A 21,358-nucleotide genomic window follows, 5' to 3' on the forward strand; every position below is an offset into this window, starting at 1 on the left:
TTTTTTCATTCATGTATATTAATGGTAAAGGAGCAAAATCATGATTCAAATTGAACATCTAAGTGTTGCTTACCAGCAAACACTGGCCTTGGAGGATCTTTCCCTCACCATCCAGGGTCCAACCATCCTAGGCATTCTTGGACCCAACGGAGCTGGAAAATCAACCCTGATCAAGGCCATGCTAGGACTTCTCCCTCATTCGGGAAAGGTCCAGCTCGATCAAAAAGACCTCGGCCAAGTTCTTCAACGAGTGGCCTACGTCGAACAGAAATCCGCTATTGATTTCCACTTCCCCATCACGGTGCGGGAGTGTGTCTCGCTGGGGCTCTATCCCCATCTTTCTATCTTCAAGAGAAAAAGCAAAGAGGATCTCCAAAAAGTAGAAAATGCCTTGAAACTTGTCAATCTTCTTGATCTAGCAGATCGCCAGATCGGCCAGCTTTCAGGAGGGCAATTCCAACGGGTGCTAATCGCCCGCTGCTTGGTTCAAGAAGCAGAGGTCATCTTCTTGGATGAGCCCTTTGCTGGGATTGACTCCGTTAGCGAAGACATCATCATGCAGACACTCCAAACCTTGAAAAAGGAAGGCAAGACCATCCTGATTGTCCATCACGATCTGAGCAAGGTCCCAGCTTATTTTGACCAGATCCTGCTCCTTCATCGCAAACTGATTGCTTTTGGGAAAACAGAAGAAACCTTTACCAAAGAGAATCTTCACGCAGCCTACGGCCATGAACTTTTTATAGGAGGTGAAATCAGATGATTGCAGAATTTATCGATGGATTACAACAATTTCATTTCCTCCAAAACGCTCTCATTACAGCTATTGCCATCGGGATCGTCGCTGGTGCAGTCGGATGTTTCATCATTTTGCGAGGCATGTCTCTCATGGGAGATGCCATCTCACACGCGGTCCTTCCAGGTGTGGCCCTTTCCTTTATCCTGGGCATCAATTTCTTTATTGGCGCCATTACCTTCGGGCTTTTAGCTTCCATCCTCATCACCTATATCAAGAGCAACTCCATCATCAAGAGCGACACGGCGATTGGGATTACCTTTTCTTCTTTCCTCGCCTTAGGAGTCATTCTGATCGGAATCGCTAAAAGTTCCACCGACCTCTTCCACATCCTCTTTGGGAATATCTTGGCCGTGCAAGACCAGGATATGTGGATGACTATCGGTATTGGGGTGGCGGTCTTGCTGGTGATTTGCCTGCTCTTTCGACCCTTACTGCTCACATCTTTTGACCCCGTTCTGGCTCAGTCCATGGGTGTCCGGGTTAAGGTCTATCACTACCTTCTCATGGTGCTCTTGACCTTGGTTTCTGTCACTGCTATGCAGAGTGTCGGGACCATTCTCATCGTCGCCATGCTCATCACACCCGCTGCGACGGCCTATCTCTATGCCAACAGCCTCTGGTCCATGATGCTCCTTTCATCCGGATTAGGTGCTCTGGCCTCCATCCTGGGACTCTTTATTGGCTATAGCTTCAACATCGCCGTCGGGTCTTGTATCGTCCTCACTTCTGCCATCTTCTTTCTCATCAGCTTCTTTATCGCTCCTAAGCAGAGAAAGAATAAGCACGCTCTTTCACCTCATTAAAGGAGAAACACATGAAAAAAATCACTTCTGTCCTCGCCCTCTTTGTGGCGCTCTTATTCTGCCTTATGGCCTGTAGCAAAGGCTCTTCTTCCAAGTCTTCATCTGATAAATTGAAGGTGGTTACCACCAACTCCATCCTCGCAGATATCACCAAAAATATCGCGGGGGATAAAATCGAGCTCCATAGTATTGTCCCTGTCGGCCAAGATCCCCACGAATATGAACCACTCCCAGAAGATGTCAAAAAAACTTCACAAGCAGACCTGATCTTCTACAACGGGATCAACCTCGAAACGGGTGGCAATGCTTGGTTTACCAAGTTGGTCAAAAATGCCAATAAAGTAGAAAACAAGGATTATTTCGCAGTGAGCGAGGGAGTCGATGTCATCTACCTAGAAGGTCAAAACCAAGCTGGAAAAGAAGACCCTCACGCTTGGCTCAATCTCGAAAACGGGATTATCTATGCTAAAAACATTGCTAAACAATTGATCGCCAAAGATCCAAAAAATAAGGACTTCTACGAAAAAAATCTAGCAGCCTACACTGAAAAACTCAACAAGCTAGACCAAGAAGCCAAGCAAGCATTCAATAACATCCCAGCAGATAAGAAGATGATCGTAACCAGCGAAGGTTGCTTCAAGTACTTCTCCAAAGCCTACGGCGTCCCATCTGCCTATATCTGGGAAATCAACACCGAAGAAGAAGGGACACCCGAACAAATCAAAACGCTGGTAGAGAAATTGCGTCAAACCAAGGTACCGTCCCTCTTTGTCGAATCCAGTGTCGATGAACGTCCTATGAAAACTGTGTCTAAAGATACCAATATCCCAATCTTTTCAAAAATCTTTACTGACTCAATTGCCAAAGAAGGCGAAGAAGGCGACAGCTACTACAGCATGATGAAATGGAATTTGGAGAAAATCGCAGAAGGTTTGAACAAATAAGATTCCAAACTGATTAGATTCTCAAACAAATCAGTGGCTCTTCCCCCTTCATTAATGTACAATGAAAAGAAAAAAGGAGTCTTTGCTATGACAACATTTTTAGGAAACCCTGTTACCTTTACCGGATCTCAACTTCAAGTTGGCGATACTGCTCATGACTTTTCACTGACTACACCAAACTTGGAGAAAAAATCTTTGGCTGATTTTGCTGGGAAGAAAAAAGTCCTCAGTGTGATCCCATCTATTGACACAGGGATCTGTTCTACTCAAACACGTCACTTCAACCAGGCCCTCTCTGACATGGAGGACACTGTGGTCTTGACAGTTTCCGTCGACCTTCCGTTCGCCCAAGGCAAATGGTGTGCTGCTGAAGGGATCGAAAATGCCATCATGCTCTCAGACTACTTCGACCATTACTTCGGAAAAGCCTATGGCCTCTTGATCAATGAATGGCATTTGCTCGCACGCGCTGTCTTGGTCCTAGATGCGGACAACAAGGTCACTTACGTCGAATACCTAGACAACATCAACAGCGAACCCAATTACGACGCGGCAATCGAAGCCGTCAAAGCACTTGATTAAATGAAAAAGGGAGTGGGAAAGAACTCCGAAAAGCTAAAAAGAGTTCGTCTTCCCACCCCCGCACAGTTGATTAGGTCATCTTTGGAGCTTAAAGAGCGAACAAAGGTGCCAATCAACCACTGCGTCTTGCACTTATTCCTATCAAACATCAAAGGCTGGACAGTTTTTGCCCAGCCTCTTTTTATCTACTATAAAATCCGATGGAGTCCATTCTGGAAGAGGACTCGCCAGCGTAAGCGTGGGATTCCTCTGAGGAAGCGCCGCACACGCTTTGCTACTTGTTGCTTGTAGCTCTTGCCTCCTTGTGCAAAGGTTCCCTTCCGGCTCCAGTATCCTTCAATACTACGATCATTCTTCGGAGCGAGATAGCGAACACCTTGCTGATAGAGGACTTTCTTACGAAATGGCGGATCCCACGGTTTAACGGGATCGATATCCAAGTCCTTATGGGTTCGGCCTCTAGCTAAGCCATAGTTGAAACTGGCTCCATTGACAATGCCATTTTCAGAAATCTGATTCGGATCCACTTCGTTGAGAAACTGGCCACCCTGATCCAGGATATACTCTGTATGAAAGTTAAGCAAGACCTTAAAATTCAACTGAGTCTGGGCACGAGATGGGAAGGCGAGCTGGCCGTTTTGATCCACATAGACCTTATTGTGAAGACGAGCCGCCGCATAGGCATCGATCTTAATTCCTTTTGTCTCCTGTAAGTAAGCTTGTAGCGCCTCTTCATCAGTCTGTCCAGTTTTGGCATAATGCTCCCGAATCCACTGGGTCTGGTAGGCAGAGAGCAGATAGCGGAACTGGTGGATCTGGCGTTTTAAGAGCTGATCTCCTGCTTTGCTGGCTAATGAATCCAGAGCAAAAGCTACTTGGACCACTCTTGAAAAAGAGGACCAAAAAGGTGAATGAGGGGGACAATCTGGCCAGAACCGCTTCAGTAAGAAGGCGGTCTCCTCACAGGTTCCCGATAAATCCCGTGGCATGAGACAGAGATGCATAACCCCTTTTAAGAGGGCCTGGGCACGACCTGCCGTCAATCCTTGCAGTTCTCTCTGCCACATCTCTTGGAAAAGAGGGCTGGCAAAGACAAAGACAGAGCGGTAACAGTCTTGCCTTTTTGCTTCATCTTCGCAAGACTGCAGTCGTTTTTCTAAGTAGCTGAGACCTCTGGTCGTCCAACCCAACTTTTCTAATTCCCGTCGCTTCATCTGCCCCTCCTTTCCATATTGTTTTCAGTTTATGCTTCTATACTATCATCTTTCGCCCTCCTAGACAATTCCTATCCACTGACCAAGCCATTTCGCACTTTTTTTGATATACTAGAAGGAGCGAAGAAAAGAGGACCCTATGACACCGAATAAAGAAGATTACCTCAAGTGCATCTATGAAATCGGCACGCAACATGAAAAAATTAGTAACAAAGAGATTGCGGCCCGAATGCAGGTTTCGCCTCCAGCCGTGACTGAAATGGTCAAACGAATGATCTCGGAGAATCTCCTCATCAAAGACAAGACCCACGGCTATCTGCTCACCGAGCTCGGCCTTCAAACGGTTTCCGATCTCTTTCGCAAGCACCGCTTGATTGAAGTGTTCTTGCTCAAAAAACTGGGCTATACAACTGAAGAAGTCCATGAAGAGGCTGAGGTGCTCGAGCATACTGTCTCCGACCGCTTTATCGATAAACTTGACCAGATGTTAGACACTCCTAAGACCTGCCCCCACGGAGGAACTATTCCCCCAAAAGGACAACTTCTCATCGAGGCTTACCAGGACCGTTTGAGTGATGTCAGCGAACCGGGAACCTATCGTTTGCGAAGAGTCCAGGATAGCTTTGAATTGCTGAATTTTTTAGACCAGATCCAGCTGACCATTGGAGATGTCATTCTCTTCAAAGGCTATGATGATTACACCGGCCTCTATCAGCTCCAGATCAAAGACCAAGACATCCAGATCAATCATCTGATTGCCCAACAACTTTACATAGAAAAATATGCTCTTTGATTAAGAGCATGTCAGATTGAAGAAATAGTATTCCTAGAAACTTTCCTTAGGTGAGTACGGACGTCAGCGAACTTCTACGAAGTTCCATGACTTAGTTTTGAACCTAAGGTTTCAAAACTCCCGAGTGCTTGAAACAACAATGTTTCAAGCATTTTTCTCACGGCGGAAAGTTTCGGATTTACTTCGACAACTCAAAGTAATATAAGGATTTTTTTGAAAAATTATTCAGCTATCCTAAGTAAAAAGTAATTTGTCGACATTCAAACAAGCCCTTTAATCAAGGGCTTGTTTTTCTATGGATTTTTCGTATCGAGGATGATGGTCACCGGGCCATCATTGATGAGTTCGATTGCCATATCTGCAGCGAAGATCCCTCGTTTGACAGGGACTTCCTTTTCTAACAAATCATTGAAATCATCGTAGAGCTGGCTGGCCATCTCTGGATTGGCTGCCCCAATAAAGGCTGGACGATTGCCTTTTTTTGTCTGGGCAAAGAGGGTAAACTGCGAAACAGAGAGGATTTCTCCTTGAATATCCTTGACAGATAAGTTCATCTTCCCTTCTTCATCCGAGAAAATCCGCATTTGGGTGACCTTGCGCACCGCATACTCCAAATCCTTCTGGTCATCCTCAGGCCCCACTCCCACCAAGAGAAGAAGTCCTTCTTGAATCTGACTATAAACTTGACCGTCAATAGAAACCGAGGCCCTTTTGACCCGTTGAATTACTAATTTCATCTTATTATCCTATTTTAACAATCTATTGAGCATTCACCGCTAACCTTGAAAGAAAATCGACATCAGACAAGGCAGTGAGATGTAGGCACACTATCTGAAAAGTAAAGGCTGTTCAGTTGCTTTTAGAGCAAGGCAGCGAGACGAAGACAGTACTGTAGTACGGCGAGGCGAGCTAACGAAGCAATAAAAGATAACTGAGCAGCCGATTAGCCGTTGGTACGCTTAACAGAGTACACCTCCGGCACACTCTTAATCTTATCCACCACCGTTGTCAACATAGACAGGTTTGGAATCCCGAAGGAAATGTGGATATTGGCAAATTTCATATCCTTGGTTGGTTGGGCATTGACGGTTGAGATCATCTTAGCCGTATTGGAGAGGACTTGAAGGACATCGTTGAGGAGGCCTGCACGGTTGAGGCCATAAATATCGATATGGGCGATGTAGTCCTTGGTCGTGTTATTGTCTTCCCACTCGACATCGATCAAGCGTTGCTCGTAGTTGTCTTGGGCCCGCAGGTTCATACAGTCTTGACGGTGGATGGCAACCCCACGTCCTTTGGTAATGTAGCCGACAATTGTATCTCCTGGCACAGGATTGCAACACTTGGCAATCCGGATCAAGAGACCAGAAGCGCCTTGGATGACGACACCACCTTCATGGCGGACCTTGAGGGTATCTTTTTTATTTTCAACCTTGACTTCGCCACCTTTGACCAGCTCTTCGGCTTCCGCACGCGCCTTGGCTTTTTCCTCTTCGCGGCGTTCTTCTTCTGTCAAACGGTTAAAGACGGAGATGGCTCCCACTTCTCCAAAACCGATGGCCGCAAATAAGGCATCTTCGGTCTTGTAGCTGGTCTTTTGCAATACCTTGTCCATGTGCTTCTTGTCCATGAACTTGTTGGCAATCATATCATGCTCATGGAATTGAGCCATGAGCAACTCTCGTCCACGGTTGATCGAGAGTTCCTTGTCTTGGTTCTTAAAGAATTGGCGGATCTTATTGCGGGCCTTGCTGGTCTTGACGATATTGAGCCAGTCACGACTTGGACCAAAGGAGTTGGCATTGGTGATAATCTCCACCTGATCCCCTGTCCGTAGCTTGGTATTGAGAGGCACCATCCGGCCATTGACCTTGGCTCCAACAGCCTTCTCCCCTACCTTTGTATGGATCTCATAGGCAAAATCGATCGGTCCAGAATCCTTTGGAAGGGAACGGACAGTTCCATCCGGCGTAAAGACATAAATCTCTTCAGCCAGATAGTTTTCCTTGACCGTATCGACAAATTCCTTGGCATCATCTGCCTGATCTTGGAGTTCCATCATCTCCTTGATCCAGTTCATCCCAATAGCTGATTCTTTGCTATTAACTTGGCCCTTGATCCCTTTCTTATAGGCCCAGTGCGCCGCAACCCCGTACTCAGCAACTTCGTGCATTTCCTTGGTACGGATCTGGAACTCGATGGGACCTTTGGGACCGTAGACAGTGGTATGAATAGACTGGTAACCATTGGCCTTGCGGTTAGCGATATAGTCCTTGAAGCGACCTGGCATGGGCTTCCAGAGCTCGTGGATATAGCCCAGCATAGCATAGACATCGCTCGGTGATTCCAGGATACAGCGAATGGCAATCAAATCATAGATTTCATCAAAGCGCTTCTTCTTATCCTGCATCTTGCGGTAGATGGAGTAGATATGCTTAGGACGACCATAGATTTTCCCGTAGAGGTGGCGTTCCGCCGCATAGGACTCGATCTTTTGGACGACTTCTTCTACCAAGGCTTCCCGCTCGCGACGCTTCTCCTTCATCATATGGGAAATCTTGTAGAATTCGACTTCATTGAGATAACGGAAGGATAGGTCTTCCAATTCCCACTTGACGCTGGAAATCCCGAGACGATGGGCTAGTGGCGCATAGATTTCCATGGTTTCTTGGGAAATCCGCTCTTGCTTGTCCTTGCGCAAATGCTTCAAAGTCCGCATGTTGTGCAAGCGGTCTGCTAGCTTGACCAAGATGACACGGATGTCCTGAGACATGGCCATGAGCATCTTGCGGTGGTTCTCTGCCAACTGCTCTTCGTGGGACTTGTATTTGACCTTCCCGAGCTTGGTCACTCCATCGACAATCACTCGGACATCGTGTCCAAATTCGCGTTCTAGATCATCTAGGGTCGCGTCTGTATCCTCGACAACGTCGTGCAAAAAACCACAGGCAACCGTCACAGCATCCAACTTCAATTTTGCCAAAATGCCGGCAACTTGAATAGGGTGGATGATATAGGGTTCACCTGATTTACGGAATTGCCCACTATGGCAGTCGACCGCATAAAGGAGAGCTTTTTCTACAAATGCAACATCCTCTCCCGACAAGTATTTTTTGGTAAGGGCAATAACCTGGCCCCCTGTTAAAGGTTCTTCTTTCGGCATCTAGTTTTCTCCACTTTCTTGCCTTCTATTCTATCACTTTTAGCTTTATATGAAAACTAGTCCGATTGACTTTCCGAGAAAGGGCTCGCTTCCCCAAAAATAAGAAGCACAATTCCCGAACTTAAAAAAATTTTTCTTCGGTTTTTAGGCTTTCTTTCGGTTTTTAGAGTAAATTTTATCCATTTATCATATAGAAATCCTGCGAAAACGAATACATTCTGAACAAAATAAGATATAATAGAAAGACATCATTTTATTTAGGAGGACAACCATGTCATCATTCCGTAAACAGGCTGCCCTATTCAGCCTTGCTGCAGCTTTCTTGGCAACGACGACTGCCCAAGCAGATGAAGCGACAAGCTCAAGCGCAACTGATTCGTCAGCAACTGCTGTCACAGAGGCCGCAACTCCTGCGTCTCCTGCGACTAGCGCTGAAGCATCTACTAGCAATAACACTCCGACTGCTAGCGGAGAAGCCGCTACTACAGCAACCGAAGCGACTCCAGCTGCACCTCAAAATAGTGCCAGTGACGCAAAAGCGACCACTCCAGTTGAGGGGCAAGAAGTCGACGTCCGCATCCTTGCGACAACGGACCTTCATACCAACTTGGTCAACTATGACTACTACCAAGACAAACCAGCGCAAAACGTTGGTCTGGCAAAAACAGCTGTCTTGATCGAAGATGCGAAAAAAGAAAACAGCAACGTCCTCCTCGTTGATAACGGAGATACTATCCAAGGAACTCCTCTTGGTACCTACAAGGCCATCGTCAATCCTATCAAAGATGGTGAGCAACACCCAATGTATACAGCTCTTCAAAAATTGGGCTTTGATGCGGGAACCCTTGGAAATCACGAATTTAACTACGGACTAGACTACCTCAAAAAGGTCATTGCAACTGCTGGTATGCCAATCGTTAATGCCAACGTTGTGGATGCAAATACTGGCGCTTTTGTCTATGATCCCTACAAGATCATCAAAAAGACCTATACTGACAAAAACGGTCGTCCAGTCGATGTCAATATCGGGGTAACAGGCATCGTTCCTCCACAAATCCTTAGCTGGGACAAGGCCAATCTCGAAGGTAAGGTCAAGGTCAATGACTCCGTCGAAGCCATCCAGGCTATCATCCCAGAAATGCGCAAAGCTGGAGCTGATGTCGTCCTCGTCCTTTCTCACTCTGGTATCGGAGATGACAAGTACGAAAAAGGTGAAGAAAACGAAGGCTACCAAATCGCTAGCCTCCCAGGTGTTGACGCAGTCGTAACAGGTCACTCACACGCAGAATTCCCAAGCGGAAATGGAACTGGCTTCTACGAAAAATATGCTGGTGTTGATGGGGTAAACGGTAAAATCAACGGTACACCGGTTACCATGGCTGGAAAATACGGCGACCACCTCGGAGTTATCGATCTCAACCTTCGCTACACAGACGGCAAATGGTCTGTTGTTGGAAGCAAGGCTGCCATCCGCAAGATTGACACCAAGTCAAAAGTAGCTGATGAGCGCATTACAGCGATCGCGAAGGAAGCCCACGAAGGAACAGTCAAATATGTCCGCCAACAAGTCGGAACTACTTCTGCTCCAATCACCAGCTACTTTGCCCTTGTGAAAGATGATCCATCTGTCCAAATCGTGAACAACGCACAAATTTGGTATGCTAAGAAGGAATTGGCAGGAACTCCGGAAGCTAACCTTCCAATCCTCTCTGCTGCTGCGCCATTTAAGGCAGGTACCCGTGGAGATGCTACTGCCTACACAGATATCCCAGCTGGCCCAATCGCCATCAAGAACGTCGCTGACCTTTATCTCTATGATAATGTCACTGCCATCCTCAAGGTGACTGGTGCGCAACTCAAGGAATGGTTGGAAATGTCTGCTGGACAATTCAACACGATCGACCCAACCAGCAAAGAGCCTCAACAGCTTGTCAACCCTAACTACCGGACCTACAACTTTGACGTTATCGACGGGGTGACCTATGAGTTCGACGTGACCCAACCAAACAAATACGACCGCGAAGGAAAAACGGTTAATCCAGACGCTAGCCGTGTGCGCAACTTGAAATACCAAGGTAAGGAAGTCACTGCGGATCAAGAATTTATCGTAGTGACCAACAACTACCGGGCAAACGGAAAATTCCCAGGCGTTCGCGATGCTAGCCTAAACCAACTCCTTGGATTGGAAAACCGCCAAGCTATCATCAACTACATCTTAGAAGAAAAGAACATCAATCCAAGTGCAGACGGTAACTGGCACTTTACAAGCAGTATCAAGGATGCAGATGTCCGCTTTTTAACTGCTGACAAAGCTAAGGATCTGGTTGGTAAAGACGGAGATATCGTCTATCTTGAGCCATCTAAACAAGAAGGATTTGGAGAATTCCGCTTTGTTTATGTGGAACCTAAAACGACTCCAGCAGATCAAAACAATCCGGCTAACTTGGCACCTAACCAAACAAACCAAGCACAGGATGAAATCATCACCCTTGCCCATAACCAACAAACCATCACGCTACCTGCACCTACTAAATCTGTAGTCAAAGCAGAAAGCCTGCCAGAAACTGGCCAACGTGCTTCTATCATGGCCCTTGTCGGATTGGTGATGACCGGACTTGGCTTCCTTCTTCCATCTCGTAAGAAAGAAGAAAACTAAATCTTTCCTATTTTAAAAAATTAACGAGGCTAGGACAAAAGTCCTAGCCTCTCATTTATTTTTGGATTGTTGAGCAAGACGCAGTGGTTGAGTGGGCTCTACTACGCTGATTGCATCAGCTTTTACAGCCCTACTCAACTGTGCGGAGGTGGGACGACGAAATCGAATGCTAACGAATGACCGATTTCTGTCCCACTCTCGTTTTTCATTAATTCTGTAACAACACTCACGGCGCTGAGGGCGTAGAGTGGAGCTGTTTCGGCTCGAAGAATGCGAGGTCCAAGTCCTGCAAGGACTGCTCCTTTAGCTGTAAAACTTTCAATTTCCGCAGGTGAAAGACCACCTTCTGGTCCAAAGATAAAAAGCAATTTGCTTCCAGCTTCTAAACCGGTCAGCGACTGAATCAGAGCGGCTGCCTCTCCTTCTTTGGCCGACTCTTCATAGGCCACCACGATCCGGTCAAACTGGTCTAACTGAGCCAGAAAGTCTGCCTTTTTCTCAAAAAGAGTAATGCTCGGCACCAGATTCCGCTTGCTTTGCTCGGCTGCTCCAAGAGCGATTTTTTCTAGTTTTTCGACCTTTTTACCCAACTTCTTGCCGTCCCATTTAGCGACGGACCAGTCGGCAGGGAAGGCCCAGATTTGGCTAGCACCGAGTTCGGTTACTTTCTGAGTGATGAACTCGAGCTTGTCTCCTTTGGGAAAGCCTGATGCGATGGTCACTTGAATTGGTAATTCTACATTGTCAGCCAATTCCTCAATCAGCTCCAACTGACGCGCCTCCACATTGACCACGCGCGCCAAGCGCTTGATCCCATCATCAAAGACTAAAGTAACTTCGTCATCCTCCTTCAGGCGCATAACCTGAAACATGTGCTTGCTGGTTTCCTTGTCCTCGATGGTGACAGGTGAGGTCGCAAGGCCTTTTACAAAATACTGCTGCATGCTAGCCTCCAATCACACCGGAGACATCCTTGGTCTTCTTGAAGACGCAGGCATTCCATTCCCCTTGGATCATGTGGGTTTCAAGGAAAAATCCAGCCGACTCAGCTGACTCACGCACCATGTCCCACTTGTCCTTGATAATGCCACTCATGATGAGATAACCTTCGTCCTTGACCAAACGATAAGCATCATCTGTCAGATGGATAAGGATATCCGCTAGGATGTTGGCCACGATGACATCTGCTTCAATCTCCACACCCTTAAGCAAATCGCCTGGGGCTACATGGATGTTCTCCATGCCCGGGTTGAGCTCAATATTTTCCTGAGCGACGCGAACCGCCACATCATCCAAGTCATAGGCGAAGATTTCCTTGGCACCCAGAAGCGAGCTAGCAATAGAAAGGACACCGGAACCAGTTCCTACATCCAGCACCGTTTCCCCACCACGAAGAACCTGCTCCAAGGCAAAGAGGCTCATCTTGGTTGTTGGGTGGGTTCCTGTCCCAAAGGCCATCCCTGGATCTAGTTTGATAATCTTTTCTCCCGCCGTCGCTTCATAGTCTGTCCATGACGGCACGATGGTCAAGTCATGAGTGATGCGAGCTGGCTCATAATATTTCTTCCAGTTGTCAGCCCAGTCTTCCTCAGCCAAGGCAGTCGTACCCATCTTGACCTCTCCTAAATCCATAAAATCCGTCAATTCTGCCAGACGAGCCTGCAAATCCGTTTCAACAGCTACTACATCAACCGTTTCGGGGTAGTAGGCGGTCACCACGATTTCTTCTTGCTGCTCGACATCAGGAAAAATCTCACCGAAACGATCAACATTGCCCACATAGTCCATGCTGTCTTCGATTGCAACACCCTGGGCACCTAACTCGATCAAGAGATTAGAGACCAGCTCCTCACCCTCACGCTTGACTGTAACTTTTAACTCTTGCCATGTTTCCATCTGATTCTCCTTAACAATCCATTATTTCTTCTAATTCTTTTAAAGTCTTGCCGTCCTTATTTTTTCAATCCGTTCGTCCATTCGTATTCATTCCTAGTACAAAAGCAGCTGCATAAGATGGACTGGAGAACAGTTGTTTTTCTTGTAAAACACCATCTTTAATCACATTTGATTTGATTAACTCCTCACGCAATTCTTTTAGACTTGCTGGTATTGCAAGTGAATCAACTTCATCAACTTGACTGCCTTCTAAAACAACAAAACCCTCCGAAGTCTGTTCACAGATAGCTTCAATCATTCGATTTGATTTCTTTGTTTTTCGCTTCAAATAGAGATAAGTTGAATTTTCATCAGAAATATTCTGACTTGTTTTCTTGGTCATAGGAACAAACACTCGGTACCCTAAGGTCCCTACAATCATCAAAGTGTTTTCCACAACCTCATCTAACTCTGACTGCTTTTCTTCTGTTACATTCCCAGAATTGGGCTCATTCCCATTTTTTACAATGAAGCGCCCCGCGTCCTTTGCTAGTTGTGTAAATTTATTTTCCAAGTAACTAATTTCCGTGGGGCCAAAGGAATTATTCTGCGTCGTCAAAATAATCACATCATTAAAATAATCTGCATGGATATCACGAGTATGTTCCTGAACACGTAAAAGGACACCTTCACCATTTTTGCGATTCGTTACCTGCCCGATGTAGGTAACATCCTTTTGCTTATCCTCATTATGACCAAATAGGAAATAAATCCCGCTTTGCTTCATTTCATCACGTGATTTTAAATCTGCCAATTGAATTCGAGGAATTTTTTAAATCACCCCTGTCCAATTCGACAAGGTACATTTAATTATCCCAGTAACTTCTCCATCCATGAGAAACATATTGATATTCTTACTACGATTTGGCACCTACCTTACTTCCTCCAAATAATCCCTCAATCTACCCTGCAACTGCGGAACTACTTGACTGGATGTCAAAAATTCCTCAATGTTCATCAGTTTATAGGCTTGCCCTTCATCTCCAAAGATAATATTGTCAAATTGTTCTTGTCTTAGCTGACCAACCATAAAGACCGATTGCTTGCCTTCAAAGATTACGCTAGGATAAATTTTGCCCCAAAGCAAACAATCTTCATTTAAATGAATGCCTAGTTCCTCATAAACTTCACGCGCTGCGCATTCAAAGGGACTTTCATCCCCTTCACGGCCACCACCTGGCAACTCCCACATGTTGGGACAAGGGATATCGTCCTTGTCATCACGTAAGATAGTCAAGACCTTATCCCCACAAATCAAGGCAATCTTGCAACCTTGGAAATCCATTCTGCTATCCAATAATTCCATGATATTTACTCTTTTCTATGATAACAATTACTCTCTAGGAAAATACGAGCTAGCTTTCTTCGATTACTTTTTGGCACTCTGCATCCCAGTACGCCTGCCATCTGCCATGTTTTTTAGCAAAATAAACCGTAAACTCATCATTGACATAATCTGCAACATAGCGAAGATTAGGAGGATTTTCATCAAAACTTAATATCCATGGATGGAAGTAAAAGGTTTTCTCCCACCTCTTCTGAGTATAGCCGAGATTCTTGGCAAACTGAGGGATAGGTTGTTGCAACTCGCTTTCCAAATGGGACTGAATGGCATTGTCAATACTATTTAAACGAGCTAATAGTTGTTGGAACTGCTCTTCATCTTCCGTCTTAAAACCAACTAAAAATTCAAATTCCGCAAAGTCTTCAGGAAATTCAAGTTCTGTGACTGTGCCATCTTCTGCATAGCGCCCTTCCTCATCGACAAGGCGACGAGTTCCAGACTTTAACATTCTCTCGAAATCTAAATCCGCAAAGCGATTGCGGGGCAGAATGCAAACTGATTGCTCATATTTATCTGACTTTCTCCTGAAAAACTGTTTGACTTTTTCTAGCATAGTTTTCCCCTTCTCCTTGAATCCAGTATTCAAAAAAACACTTAGAATCTTTTCTAATATCTTGGATAGGGATAAAAGGTGCTTTCTTCTAGGCCAACTTTCCCTTCTTCAAAGACTTCTTGGTTCCAGACGATCTCAAAGCTCTCTGCTTCTTCGTCTGCTAAGAAATCCATGAGGTCATCCAAGGCCAGCTCGGCTGTATCTTTGAGGAAGGTCGCAAAATAAGCTAGAAACTCCCGAGACAAGCCTTTTTTCGGCTCATACGGAAGGGCTGTTAAATAGGCATCTTCTTCCACATGCGACTTGGCTGGATTGTAGAAGATGACGGCTTCTTCAAAGAAGATATCCTCGTCAGACTCCTCACCCGACTCATCGACCAAGGCAACCCCTCCTGTGTTTTGTACTTCTAAGAGAAAAGCCACTTCTACCGCATGATTCTTCTTATCCCAATTGATCTCAAAGTCAAAGGGAAAGACCTTTTCCATTTCCTCTTCTAAAACATCCAAAAATCCATACTTAGACATCGTGTCCTCTTTCTAATTTCCCACTCTTAGAGCGGAATATGATACAATAGTTACTACAATCTTACCATAAAAACTGCCTCTTTTAAAGGAGACAAAGCTAGAAAGGAGACCCTCATGCCGGACAATCTCGCCCTGCGCATGCGTCCCAAAACCATCGATCAGGTCATCGGACAAGAACACCTGGTCGGCCCAGGGAAAATCATCCGCCGCATGGTGGAGGCCAATCGTCTCTCGTCCATGATTCTCTTTGGCCCACCAGGGATTGGCAAGACCAGTATTGCTTCTGCCATCGCGGGCACAACCAAGTATGCCTTTCGGACCTTCAATGCAACCGTCGACAGCAAAAAACGCCTGCAAGAGATTGCAGAGGAAGCTAAGTTTTCAGGTGGCTTAGTCCTGCTTTTGGATGAGATCCATCGCCTCGATAAAACCAAGCAAGATTTTCTCCTGCCTTTGCTCGAAAGCGGTCTGGTCATCATGATCGGCGCAACGACTGAGAATCCTTTCTTCTCCGTGACGCCTGCCATTCGCAGTCGGGTACAGATTTTTGAGTTGGAATCCTTGACCAATGAACAGGTCAAAGAGGCTATCCAGTTGGCGCTGAGCGACTCTGAGCGGGGCTTTGACTTTCCTGTTACCCTCGACGAGGAGGCCTTGGATTTCATCGCCACTTCGACCAATGGAGACCTGCGTTCTGCCTATAACTCTCTTGATTTGGCCGTCCTCTCTACCAAGGAAGGGGAGGATGGCGTTCGCCACATCAGTCTCGAGATCATGGAAAACAGCCTCCAGCGCAGCTACATCACCATGGACAAAGATGGAGACGGCCACTACGATGTGCTCTCTGCCCTGCAAAAGTCTATCCGTGGTTCGGATGTCGATGCCAGCCTCCACTACGCCGCACGCTTGATTGAAGCCGGTGATTTGCCCAGCTTAGCTCGTCGCTTGACAGTCATTGCCTACGAAGATATCGGTCTGGCTAATCCAGATGCGCAGATCCATACGGTGACAGCCCTTCAGGTAGCGGAGCGCATCGGCTTCCCCGAAGCCCGCATCCTCATCGCCAACATCGTCATCGACCTAGCCCTTTCGCCTAAGTCCAACTCGGCCTACGTCGCCATGGACAAGGCTTTGACTGACCTCCGGAAGTCTGGCAATCTTCCTATCCCTCGCCATTTACGGGATGGCCACTATGCCGGAAGCAAGACCTTGGGGAATGCTCAAGACTACAAATACCCCCACAATTATCCTGGTAATTGGGTCCAACAGGACTACCTACCAGACAAGCTGAAGGGGGCATCTTATTTCACTCCAAATGAAAATGGCAAATACGAGCGAGCCCTAGGGACGACAAAAGAGAAGATTGATCAACTCAAGAAAAGGTGATATCGGTTCCAAAAAAATGAGATTTTCCCTTGAAATTTTTTTGAAATATGGTATCATATACATATAGAAACGCTGTGGTGTACGACTTCACACTTAAGTGTTGACCGACTATTTTTTGTATTATTAGGGAAACAAAGGACTTCTAACAGCATGCAGGCCGTATCACGCGGAAGCAGCTTCAGTTAGAGCAAGTTGCCCACCTGCTTAATTGCGCGGGTTCAATACAAACCGTGAAGTTTCGGCACCAATACAGCTTTTTTTTGCCTCCTTAGCTCAGTTGGTAGAGCAGTAGACTCTTAATCTATGGGTCGCAGGTTCGAGCCCTGCAGGGGGCATCTAAATCAACAGGAAAAAGCCTTGATTTATAAGGCTTTTTTGCTTGTCTATAACTGATTTGCCCCATCATTTGCCCCACATTTTTTTATGAGCAATCTTTCCAGACATCTCTGATTACGAAAAACAAAAAAGCTATCCTACCTTTGCAAATTTGGATAAGATAGCAGAATATTTTAATGCAACTCCAACCCAACTATTTGGAACTAGTAAAGAGATTGAGTTAGAAAAGAGTGTTCTTGAATCTAATGAATACTCTGATAAAGTAAGTGAGATTTTAAAAGCTGTCAAATACATCGAAGATTTTCTAGAAACTGATGGACAGTACTTAGAGGATTTACTTTACTTAACAAGAGGCAACCAACTATACACAGAAGATGGAGATGAGTTGTATATTGATCCAACTTCTCAGAAAAGAACACTTCATAACCAATATGAACCTGGTTTTATTGAAGCAAGGGATAAATCTCCACTAGAACTCTTAATTGAAAATAAGGAATTGTTTGATAAATAGAAAAAGCGAGGATAACCTCGCTTCAGATTGAAGTTAAAATCTTTAGAAGACACTTTTATAAGGACTTTGTCTTCAATCTGTGAAAAGGAGTGAAAACTCCTTTTCTTTTTGTAAGTCAGACTGAAACTTCCAAATTGTTTATTTATTTTATTGACATTTTCTATAAAAATAAGTACAATAGTTTTATTAGCAAACTATACTATATAGGGGGTATTGAAATGAAATTTTCTAATCGTTTACTGCTATTCCTTGCAGGAGTTGTTTTTGTCCTTTTAGGACTTTTCCTATTTACAAACCCAGTAGCTAATCTTGTTGCTTACAGCTGGTGGATTTCATTTGGTTTACTGGTTTCTTCTATAGCAGCTATTTTAGGCTATTTCTCTGCACCAAAAGAGCTTCGCTCACCTGTTTATCTTTTCCAAGGATTTGTTAGTCTTCTCTTAGCTCTTTACCTCGTTGCTTATGGCTTTGTGACCCTGCCGGTCGTCATTCCGACCATTGTAGGAATTTGGTTAATTGTAGAAGCCATTATTGCTTTCTTTAAAGGCAATCGTCTAGGATTGATTTTCCCTATTATTGGTAGCAATATCACGTGGGTAGCCTTGCTTGAATTTTTACTAGGTCTAGTGATTCTGTTCAATCCAGTGGCTACAGCTGTCTTTGTCGTTTATGTCATTGCCTTTTCATTTTTAGTTACTGGCTTCACCTACATTATTGAGGCCTTTCGTAAATAGTCTAGTTGCTATTTCTATCGCATTCAAAAAAGCTGGGAAATCATATTCTCAGCTTTTTCGTCTCTTTAATTATCACTTTTTCGCATTCCATTCTACGTAGAAATTTGTTTTTCCATTTTATTCTCCAATTTGATCTCGCACTGACATTTATTTATAACAAAACTATATATCTAGAATAGCATAATCATTAGGTATTATAGGTTTTCAAACAAAATACGAGTCATTCGTTTTTGCCCCGCTTTTGCCCCATTTTTAAATCCTGACATTGAAAATACCTAAAAGTATTTCCCTAAAATCAGCTATATTTCAACATTTTTGTTTATTTTCAATATGAAAAGTTCTTACAAATCCATGTAGGGGGTATCTAAATCAACAGGAAAAAGCCTTGATTTATAAGGCTTTTTTGCTTGTCATTTTGTTTTTTGTACCAAATTTTGTACCAAATAATTTATATTCACCAAATTAGAGAGTCTCATCCAAAGACTCGTTATTTATCTCACACTCGTTTTCGTCGAAAAAACCACCGCAAGGGTGGTTCTTTTTTATCAATCGTCAAATACTCCGCCTGTGAGTTGGTACATGAGATAAATGTGTTCCAGGACTTTTACTTTATCCATGTGATCCACATCTTTAAAGCCTCCTAATGCCAAGAGCGGGACAAAACCGAAACATTGGTTATAAGACAGAGCACCATGTTTTGATACAGCTTGTCTATATAAATCAAGTTCAAAGTTATCAGTCACATATGAGTTATCTAAATACTGAAGGAAATATTTCAAGCTCTTTATAATAATGTCGCAGTCTTGAAGGTTATATTTTACAATACCAACAAATTCATTCTCTTCCCAAGTAATAATATCTCCAAATGCTGTTACGAACATAGGAAAAGCGATATCTCCTCTGAAATAACTATCTTGGAGAAGTTCAAGATAGTCATCTGGATTAATGACTTTGAGATAACCATCTAAAAAGGTTCCCAAGCCATCTTCCTGCCAAATCTGTAACAACTCAGCAGGGACTTGGTCCTTGTATTTTTCAATAACTTCTTGGGGCATATCTGCCACTTTGATAAAGTTTTCTAGCATGTTTTCCTCCGATTTGATTTTTAGCATCATTTCTCTACAACCATAGTATGCCATAAACCATATGTACCAACATTTGTTAAACAACAAGAAAACCACCGCGTAGGTGGTTTATTCTTTAGATATAACTATTTGCCATTATGCTCTCTTTGGAAGGCTTTCATAGCCTTGAACTGTTCTAGTTCTTTTTCATTAGCTGGTTGCTTTCCGAGATATTTATATTCAAAAAAGTCCATTTGTTGACCTGAACTATAATCACTTTCATTCCAAGGTGCATAGTCAAATTCAGCAGATAATTTCGTGCCAATTACTTTTATAGTACAAGAAGTCCACAAAGGTTGGCCTTCTTTCTCAAAAATTTCTCTCAACTCCCAAGCTAATCTAAAGGTGCGTCTTTCTTGATTCCGAAATTCTAAATTAGGAATACCATACCGCTTTGGAATATATAGATTGTAGATATACTCATTTTTCCCCTCTTCATTAAAGAAATAATATACCTCTCCTCCATCAAAAGCTAAACTTATGTTAATAAAAAGATTATCCCATGCTACTGGTATTGTCTCATTAACACTCTGTGCAATCTCACGAATTTTTTCATTAATTTGTTTTTCCATTTTATCCTCCGATTTGTTCTCACGCCGACATTTATTTATAACAACACTATATATCTAGTATAGCATAATCATTAGGTATTATAGATTTTCAAACCAAATGCGAGTCATTCGTTTTTCCCCACTTTTGCCCCATTTTTAAATCCTGACATTGAAAATACCTAAAAGTATTTCCTAAAATCAGCTATATTTCAATATTTTTGTTTATTTTCAATATGAAAAGTTCTTACAAATTCATTCTCTTCCCAAGTAATAATATCTCCAAAAGCTGTTACGAACAGCGGAAAAAGAAGTAAGGAACTATTCATAATAATAGCCGTAGCAAATCTTTGCATTTTTGTCTTATCTTTTTTAAGATAGTACTATTAAAAAAAGATAAGGTGAAAATCATGGAAACATATACACTTGCAAATGGGGTTACTATTCCTAAAATTGGTTTTGGAACTTGGCAAATTGCTGAAGGCGAAGAAGCCTATAACAGCGTTAGCTTCGCACTTAAGGCTGGTTACACACATATTGATACCGCACAAATTTACGGTAACGAGTTTTCTGTAGGTAAGGCGATTGCTGATAGTAATTTGGCACGTGAGGATATTTTCCTAACTACCAAACTTTGGAATGATAAGCACGATTACGAGTTTGCTAAGACTTCTATCGATGAGTCTCTCGAAAGACTTGGTGTGGATTATTTGGATCTTTTGCTTATCCATTGGCCTAATCCAAAGGCACTTCGTGAGAATGATGCTTGGAAGGCTGGCAATGCGGGTGCATGGAAGGCTATGGAAGAAGCCTACAAAGAAGGTAAGGTGCGTGCTATCGGTGTGTCAAACTTTATGCAACATCACCTAGAAGCTCTTTTTGAAACAGCTAAAATTGTTCCACATGTCAATCAAATCCTCTTGGCTCCAGGTTGTGACCAAGAAGACTTAGTTGACTATTGCCAAGAGCGCGATATCCTTCTTGAAGCCTATAGTCCACTAGGTACAGGTAGCATTTTTGGAAATGAAGATGTTGAAGCAGTGGCTGAACGTAACGGTAAATCTGTGGCACAAGTTGCTCTGCGTTGGAGCCTCCAAAAAGGTTTCTTGCCACTTCCTAAGTCTGTGACACCTAAAAATGTAAAAGATAACTTGGATATCTTCGACTTCGACTTATCAGAGGAAGATATGGCAGTCTTGGATAAGATTCAAGGCACCAAAACTCAGAATGATCCTGACACAGTTAATTTTTAATAGGATTTTAAGCAACTCGTCAGGGTTGCTTTTTAGCGTGTTTCTTTAGATTTGCTATGATGAAACTATCATTTTTTATTTATAGATGGGAGTTACGTAATGGAGTCTCGAAATCTTTTGCTTCAGAATACACGTACTTCATTATCAATCACCAA

Annotated in this window: 20 protein-coding genes, 1 tRNA gene, 1 other RNA gene and 1 pseudogene; 12 read left to right on the forward strand and 11 right to left on the reverse strand. The window is 43.9% G+C overall.

Features of this window, described 5'->3' with window-relative positions; translation table 11 throughout:
• The first annotated feature begins 40 nt into the window (after nt 1–40).
• From AC3E8G_RS04335 to tpx, 4 genes are all read left to right on the forward strand, one after another.
• Nucleotides 41–763: a metal ABC transporter ATP-binding protein gene (locus AC3E8G_RS04335; protein ID WP_048691612.1), complete on the forward strand. Its 723-nt coding sequence runs from the start codon at nt 41–43 to the stop codon at nt 761–763.
• Nucleotides 760–1,602, forward strand: coding sequence for a metal ABC transporter permease (locus AC3E8G_RS04340; protein ID WP_120701320.1), 843 nt, complete (start codon nt 760–762; stop codon nt 1,600–1,602). The genes AC3E8G_RS04335 and AC3E8G_RS04340 overlap by 4 nt, the downstream gene beginning before the upstream one ends.
• A gap of 11 nt (nt 1,603–1,613) precedes the next feature.
• Nucleotides 1,614–2,546: a metal ABC transporter substrate-binding lipoprotein gene (locus tag AC3E8G_RS04345; RefSeq protein ID WP_313964729.1), complete on the forward strand. Its 933-nt coding sequence runs from the start codon at nt 1,614–1,616 to the stop codon at nt 2,544–2,546.
• 87 nt (nt 2,547–2,633) lie between these two features.
• Nucleotides 2,634–3,128, forward strand: a complete 495-nt coding sequence (gene tpx / locus AC3E8G_RS04350; protein ID WP_313964728.1) for a thiol peroxidase — start codon at nt 2,634–2,636, stop codon at nt 3,126–3,128.
• Nucleotides 3,129–3,316: 188 nt separating this feature from the next.
• On the opposite strand, the gene AC3E8G_RS04355 is transcribed toward tpx, so the two are convergent.
• On the reverse strand, nt 3,317–4,342 hold the full coding sequence (locus tag AC3E8G_RS04355; RefSeq protein ID WP_313964727.1) for a DUF3114 domain-containing protein: 1,026 nt from the start codon (nt 4,340–4,342) through the stop codon (nt 3,317–3,319).
• 139 nt (nt 4,343–4,481) lie between these two features.
• On the opposite strand from AC3E8G_RS04355, the gene AC3E8G_RS04360 reads away from it, so the two are divergent.
• A complete protein-coding gene (locus AC3E8G_RS04360; RefSeq protein ID WP_313964726.1) occupies nt 4,482–5,135 on the forward strand; it encodes a metal-dependent transcriptional regulator in 654 nt (217 codons plus the stop codon).
• A 293-nt stretch (nt 5,136–5,428) separates the two neighbouring features.
• Here AC3E8G_RS04360 and dtd read toward each other — a convergent pair whose 3' ends face one another.
• Together dtd and AC3E8G_RS04370 are read right to left on the reverse strand one after the other, a co-directional pair.
• Nucleotides 5,429–5,872: a D-aminoacyl-tRNA deacylase gene (gene dtd / locus AC3E8G_RS04365; RefSeq protein WP_313964725.1), complete on the reverse strand. Its 444-nt coding sequence runs from the start codon at nt 5,870–5,872 to the stop codon at nt 5,429–5,431.
• Between the two features lie 206 nt (nt 5,873–6,078).
• Entirely contained in the window at nt 6,079–8,298 is a 2,220-nt protein-coding gene (locus AC3E8G_RS04370; RefSeq protein ID WP_125329764.1) for a RelA/SpoT family protein, read from the reverse strand.
• A gap of 271 nt (nt 8,299–8,569) precedes the next feature.
• On the opposite strand from AC3E8G_RS04370, the gene AC3E8G_RS04375 reads away from it, so the two are divergent.
• On the forward strand, nt 8,570–10,954 hold the full coding sequence (locus tag AC3E8G_RS04375) for a bifunctional 2',3'-cyclic-nucleotide 2'-phosphodiesterase/3'-nucleotidase (RefSeq protein ID WP_490677109.1): 2,385 nt from the start codon (nt 8,570–8,572) through the stop codon (nt 10,952–10,954).
• Between the two features lie 134 nt (nt 10,955–11,088).
• Here the strand turns inward: AC3E8G_RS04375 and AC3E8G_RS04380 are convergent, their stop codons facing one another.
• From AC3E8G_RS04380 to AC3E8G_RS04405, 6 genes and pseudogenes are all read right to left on the reverse strand, one after another.
• Nucleotides 11,089–11,898, reverse strand: a complete 810-nt coding sequence (locus tag AC3E8G_RS04380) for a 16S rRNA (uracil(1498)-N(3))-methyltransferase (RefSeq protein WP_490677110.1) — start codon at nt 11,896–11,898, stop codon at nt 11,089–11,091.
• 1 nt (nt 11,899) lies between these two features.
• Complete coding sequence (prmA, locus tag AC3E8G_RS04385) at nt 11,900–12,850, reverse strand: 50S ribosomal protein L11 methyltransferase (protein WP_490677111.1); 951 nt, start codon at nt 12,848–12,850, stop codon at nt 11,900–11,902.
• Between the two features lie 64 nt (nt 12,851–12,914).
• Nucleotides 12,915–13,760 (reverse strand): annotated as a pseudogene (locus tag AC3E8G_RS04390) (GIY-YIG nuclease family protein).
• Nucleotides 13,761–14,195, reverse strand: a complete 435-nt coding sequence (locus tag AC3E8G_RS04395; protein WP_490677112.1) for an NUDIX hydrolase — start codon at nt 14,193–14,195, stop codon at nt 13,761–13,763.
• A gap of 49 nt (nt 14,196–14,244) precedes the next feature.
• Entirely contained in the window at nt 14,245–14,787 is a 543-nt protein-coding gene (locus AC3E8G_RS04400; RefSeq protein WP_490677113.1) for a hypothetical protein, read from the reverse strand.
• A 53-nt stretch (nt 14,788–14,840) separates the two neighbouring features.
• Complete coding sequence (locus AC3E8G_RS04405) at nt 14,841–15,311, reverse strand: DUF3013 family protein (protein ID WP_023027600.1); 471 nt, start codon at nt 15,309–15,311, stop codon at nt 14,841–14,843.
• 114 nt (nt 15,312–15,425) lie between these two features.
• Between AC3E8G_RS04405 and AC3E8G_RS04410 the strand changes: the two genes are divergently transcribed.
• The 5 genes from AC3E8G_RS04410 to AC3E8G_RS04430 all read left to right on the forward strand — a co-directional run bounded on the left by AC3E8G_RS04410 (nt 15,426) and on the right by AC3E8G_RS04430 (nt 18,278).
• On the forward strand, nt 15,426–16,697 hold the full coding sequence (locus AC3E8G_RS04410; RefSeq protein ID WP_490677114.1) for a replication-associated recombination protein A: 1,272 nt from the start codon (nt 15,426–15,428) through the stop codon (nt 16,695–16,697).
• 66 nt (nt 16,698–16,763) lie between these two features.
• Nucleotides 16,764–16,957: non-coding RNA, 6S RNA (ssrS, locus tag AC3E8G_RS04415), on the forward strand.
• Between the two features lie 2 nt (nt 16,958–16,959).
• A tRNA-Lys gene (locus AC3E8G_RS04420) sits at nt 16,960–17,032 on the forward strand.
• A gap of 95 nt (nt 17,033–17,127) precedes the next feature.
• A complete protein-coding gene (locus AC3E8G_RS04425) occupies nt 17,128–17,544 on the forward strand; it encodes a helix-turn-helix domain-containing protein (protein ID WP_225305933.1) in 417 nt (138 codons plus the stop codon).
• A 218-nt stretch (nt 17,545–17,762) separates the two neighbouring features.
• Nucleotides 17,763–18,278, forward strand: a complete 516-nt coding sequence (locus AC3E8G_RS04430) for a DUF308 domain-containing protein (RefSeq protein ID WP_195611382.1) — start codon at nt 17,763–17,765, stop codon at nt 18,276–18,278.
• 545 nt (nt 18,279–18,823) lie between these two features.
• On the opposite strand, the gene AC3E8G_RS04435 is transcribed toward AC3E8G_RS04430, so the two are convergent.
• Together AC3E8G_RS04435 and AC3E8G_RS04440 are read right to left on the reverse strand one after the other, a co-directional pair.
• Entirely contained in the window at nt 18,824–19,363 is a 540-nt protein-coding gene (locus tag AC3E8G_RS04435; protein ID WP_049473943.1) for a T6SS immunity protein Tdi1 domain-containing protein, read from the reverse strand.
• Between the two features lie 125 nt (nt 19,364–19,488).
• On the reverse strand, nt 19,489–19,974 hold the full coding sequence (locus AC3E8G_RS04440) for an immunity protein YezG family protein (RefSeq protein ID WP_009732100.1): 486 nt from the start codon (nt 19,972–19,974) through the stop codon (nt 19,489–19,491).
• Nucleotides 19,975–20,360: 386 nt separating this feature from the next.
• On the opposite strand from AC3E8G_RS04440, the gene AC3E8G_RS04445 reads away from it, so the two are divergent.
• Nucleotides 20,361–21,203: an aldo/keto reductase gene (locus tag AC3E8G_RS04445; protein ID WP_490677115.1), complete on the forward strand. Its 843-nt coding sequence runs from the start codon at nt 20,361–20,363 to the stop codon at nt 21,201–21,203.
• Nucleotides 21,204–21,358 lie beyond the last annotated feature (155 nt).

This window comes from Streptococcus sp. SCPM-O-B-15294 (M123) (assembly GCF_058200455.1).

Coding starts and splice junctions, on each gene's coding strand:
- AC3E8G_RS04335 (WP_048691612.1), top strand. CDS start 41: ATGATTCAAATTGAACATCTAAGTGTTGCTTACCAGCAAACACTGGCC.
- AC3E8G_RS04340 (WP_120701320.1), top strand. CDS start 760: ATGATTGCAGAATTTATCGATGGATTACAACAATTTCATTTCCTCCAA.
- AC3E8G_RS04345 (WP_313964729.1), top strand. CDS start 1,614: ATGAAAAAAATCACTTCTGTCCTCGCCCTCTTTGTGGCGCTCTTATTC.
- tpx (WP_313964728.1), top strand. CDS start 2,634: ATGACAACATTTTTAGGAAACCCTGTTACCTTTACCGGATCTCAACTT.
- AC3E8G_RS04355 (WP_313964727.1), bottom strand. CDS start 4,342: ATGAAGCGACGGGAATTAGAAAAGTTGGGTTGGACGACCAGAGGTCTC.
- AC3E8G_RS04360 (WP_313964726.1), top strand. CDS start 4,482: ATGACACCGAATAAAGAAGATTACCTCAAGTGCATCTATGAAATCGGC.
- dtd (WP_313964725.1), bottom strand. CDS start 5,872: ATGAAATTAGTAATTCAACGGGTCAAAAGGGCCTCGGTTTCTATTGAC.
- AC3E8G_RS04370 (WP_125329764.1), bottom strand. CDS start 8,298: ATGCCGAAAGAAGAACCTTTAACAGGGGGCCAGGTTATTGCCCTTACC.
- AC3E8G_RS04375 (WP_490677109.1), top strand. CDS start 8,570: ATGTCATCATTCCGTAAACAGGCTGCCCTATTCAGCCTTGCTGCAGCT.
- AC3E8G_RS04380 (WP_490677110.1), bottom strand. CDS start 11,898: ATGCAGCAGTATTTTGTAAAAGGCCTTGCGACCTCACCTGTCACCATC.
- prmA (WP_490677111.1), bottom strand. CDS start 12,850: ATGGAAACATGGCAAGAGTTAAAAGTTACAGTCAAGCGTGAGGGTGAG.
- AC3E8G_RS04395 (WP_490677112.1), bottom strand. CDS start 14,195: ATGGAATTATTGGATAGCAGAATGGATTTCCAAGGTTGCAAGATTGCC.
- AC3E8G_RS04400 (WP_490677113.1), bottom strand. CDS start 14,787: ATGCTAGAAAAAGTCAAACAGTTTTTCAGGAGAAAGTCAGATAAATAT.
- AC3E8G_RS04405 (WP_023027600.1), bottom strand. CDS start 15,311: ATGTCTAAGTATGGATTTTTGGATGTTTTAGAAGAGGAAATGGAAAAG.
- AC3E8G_RS04410 (WP_490677114.1), top strand. CDS start 15,426: ATGCCGGACAATCTCGCCCTGCGCATGCGTCCCAAAACCATCGATCAG.
- AC3E8G_RS04430 (WP_195611382.1), top strand. CDS start 17,763: ATGAAATTTTCTAATCGTTTACTGCTATTCCTTGCAGGAGTTGTTTTT.
- AC3E8G_RS04435 (WP_049473943.1), bottom strand. CDS start 19,363: ATGCTAGAAAACTTTATCAAAGTGGCAGATATGCCCCAAGAAGTTATT.
- AC3E8G_RS04440 (WP_009732100.1), bottom strand. CDS start 19,974: ATGGAAAAACAAATTAATGAAAAAATTCGTGAGATTGCACAGAGTGTT.
- AC3E8G_RS04445 (WP_490677115.1), top strand. CDS start 20,361: ATGGAAACATATACACTTGCAAATGGGGTTACTATTCCTAAAATTGGT.